A 2,546-nucleotide genomic window follows, 5' to 3' on the forward strand; every position below is an offset into this window, starting at 1 on the left:
ACATTTATAGTTTTTAACTAGTTAACAATACTAGTAAGTCGGTGAAATCAGGGAGTGCCATCCCCGATTTCACCTAACCACAACGTACTGTCAAGGAGTACTTATCATGGCTAACGCGAATACTACTGTTTTAGAACTTTTAGGCAAACAAGTTTCTTTTGTTTATGTTCTTAAGTCTGATTCAGATGAATATTCTTTCACCTGTTCTGGTGTTGTGACTGATGTAATTATTAGTCTTAACTCTGAACTACAGCTCTCTGTTGATAATGGGGATTTTTATATTTATTCGGATTTAAAGGATTTCTCTATCAAGTCTGAATAAGGGGCTCTTGGTATATTTAGTATATTTACGAAATCTCATGCCACGCTTGAAACTCAAGGGTTTCAGGCGTGTTTTTTTTATAGTTTCTTGAGAAACGCGTAAGCGTGCATTACTGAAAAAGCACCTAAATCTTAGAGTGGGTGTCTACCCACGAACTGACATAAAACGATTTCAAACCTTCCCTCTCTGATTACAAGCTCCCTTTAGCCTAAGAACGGGAGTTACCGAGCTTTGCTCGCCGTGATATTGAATAGATTTTAATTTTGATATATAAATAGAATCACAAAATGATTCCTTTTATATATAAGGTAAGATTTATGAGCAATCCATCAAAATTAGATACACTTGTTGCAGAAATTAGTGGTACTGCTGAATCTGAATATATTGGTCTTTATAAGCAGATTCCTTTTCGTGTAAGACTTCCCCTTTTTGCACGTTTATCAGCACTTCATACCATTCAAAATTCCCATAATAAAACTCCGCGTAATGCGTTGTTGAATGACTTACTTGAAATCGCCATGGATCAAGTTATGTTTAAATTAGATGAGGAAACTTTGGAAGCTCTGGGACATTTAGAAGCTCAATATTATGAAGAGCTTTCTCAATATGATTCTGGAGAACTTTCAGATGATTAGAAAACCACGAATTATAAGTAACACCTCTATGGAAAGCCTGGATGAAGCATGTACTTACTTTAGACAGGTTCTCCAGGAACATTTAGATAAAAAGAGACAAATTACATTTTTTACCATTGCTATGGTCGATGGTCGTTTGAAGTTAATTGAGGGGATACCAGAATGATTAAGCTTGAAGGTACAGTTTTAAATACATACCACTTAGATGGTGGGACTAATAAAAAGGGCGAAGAATATGAAGCTCGAGATAAGGTCCAGCTTCTAGGTTCGTTGGAGCTTCCCAACGGACAAATTAAAAATGAATTAATCGACCTTACTGTTGAAGATTCTCGTATTTATGATGATTTCAAAAATAAGCTTATTAGCATCAGTTGTGGCGCTATGGCTGTTGGTCGTAACGTTATTTTTTATGTTCGAAAAGGTGCGAAACCTGTTTTAGCAGATCACCTATGATTTTCCCTAAAAAACATCGAGTTAGCGAAGCGTCTCGATGTTTTTTCTTTTACTTGATACTATTGATTAAAGCGGGGACAAAATTTGCAGAATTTAGATAAGAAAAAACCCCTGTTATCGGACAGTTTGGCGACCGGTGATAACAAGGGTTTTGCATCTCCCAAAGGAGATCAACATAGGGATAGAATAACACGTTTTGGCATTTTGAAACATAGATCGAAGCAACAAGAAAACTATTTATTTTCGTTAGCTAAGATTAAAGAAAATTATCATGCCGATGTAAAAAACGATGAATCTATTCGCGCCATGAAAACTGCCCAAAAATTAAATGGGTGCGGTAATTTTCTTCTATTCAAAAATTTTTACACCATTGACCAAATTAAACTCGCCAAGTTCCAAGCTTGTAGTGAGCATTTGTTATGCCCGTTTTGTGCAGGTATTAGAGCTTCTAAGGCAATTCAAAAATACTCTGAGCGTGTTGATCAAGTCTTATCTGAAAATCCTCGTTTAAAGCCCGTTATGATCACGTTTACGGTTAAAAATGGGGTAGATCTAAGGGAACGGTTCACTCATCTTATAAAATCGTTTAGAACGCTTATAGAGCGTCGTAGGGACTATATTAAAAAAGGGCGTGGCTTTAATGAATTTTGCAAAATTAACGGTGCAATGTATTCATATGAGAATACTTACAATGAAAAAACTAATGAGTGGCATCCCCATATTCATGTGTTTGCACTTTTGGATGATTGGATAGATCAGGATGAATTGTCTCAATATTGGCAATCTATTACTGGGGACTCTATGGTCGTTGATATCCGTAGAGCCAAAAAACAAAAAGACTTAGGCTATTCAGGTGCTGCTGCTGAAGTCTGTAAATATGCTCTCAAATTTGGTGATCTTTCTGTAGAAAAGACTTGGGAAGCTTTCAAAGTTTTAAAAGGTAAGCGATTAAGTGGTGCTTTTGGATCTCTTTGGGGCGTGAAAATTCCTGAATCATTAATTGATGATTTACCAGATGATTCTGATTTACCTTATCTAGAAATGATTTATAAGTTCGTCTTTTCTAAGAAGTCTTATTACGATTTACAACTTACTCGTCATGTCGAACCTACAGGTAAGGACGCCGCCGACGAGCT

General features: G+C 36.3%; 5 protein-coding genes. All 5 read left to right on the forward strand.

Features of this window, described 5'->3' with window-relative positions:
- Positions 1-106 precede the first annotated feature (106 nt).
- Complete coding sequence (locus tag AOQ71_RS42155; protein WP_001262268.1) at positions 107-322, forward strand: hypothetical protein; 216 nt, start codon at positions 107-109, stop codon at positions 320-322.
- 317 nt (positions 323-639) lie between these two features.
- Positions 640-957: a hypothetical protein gene (locus AOQ71_RS42160; protein WP_000070380.1), complete on the forward strand. Its 318-nt coding sequence runs from the start codon at positions 640-642 to the stop codon at positions 955-957.
- Entirely contained in the window at positions 950-1,123 is a 174-nt protein-coding gene (locus AOQ71_RS45830) for a hypothetical protein (protein ID WP_162268286.1), read from the forward strand. Before AOQ71_RS42160 ends, AOQ71_RS45830 begins: the two co-directional genes overlap by 8 nt.
- Positions 1,120-1,410, forward strand: a complete 291-nt coding sequence (locus AOQ71_RS42165; RefSeq protein ID WP_000593064.1) for a hypothetical protein — start codon at positions 1,120-1,122, stop codon at positions 1,408-1,410. The genes AOQ71_RS45830 and AOQ71_RS42165 overlap by 4 nt, the downstream gene beginning before the upstream one ends.
- Positions 1,411-1,494: 84 nt before the next feature.
- Positions 1,495-2,546 (forward strand): protein rep (locus AOQ71_RS42170; protein WP_083513808.1); only part of this gene is annotated, 1,052 nt, incomplete at its 3' end.

It is taken from the genome of Bradyrhizobium manausense, assembly GCF_001440035.1.
Taxonomy (GTDB): Bacteria; Pseudomonadota; Alphaproteobacteria; order Rhizobiales; family Xanthobacteraceae; genus Bradyrhizobium; species Bradyrhizobium manausense.

What these genes read in the sequence shown, in the direction of transcription:
- AOQ71_RS42155 (WP_001262268.1), top strand. Translation starts at nt 107, where the DNA reads ATGGCTAACGCGAATACTACTGTTTTAGAACTTTTAGGCAAACAAGTT.
- AOQ71_RS42160 (WP_000070380.1), top strand. Translation starts at nt 640, where the DNA reads ATGAGCAATCCATCAAAATTAGATACACTTGTTGCAGAAATTAGTGGT.
- AOQ71_RS45830 (WP_162268286.1), top strand. Translation starts at nt 950, where the DNA reads ATGATTAGAAAACCACGAATTATAAGTAACACCTCTATGGAAAGCCTG.
- AOQ71_RS42165 (WP_000593064.1), top strand. Translation starts at nt 1,120, where the DNA reads ATGATTAAGCTTGAAGGTACAGTTTTAAATACATACCACTTAGATGGT.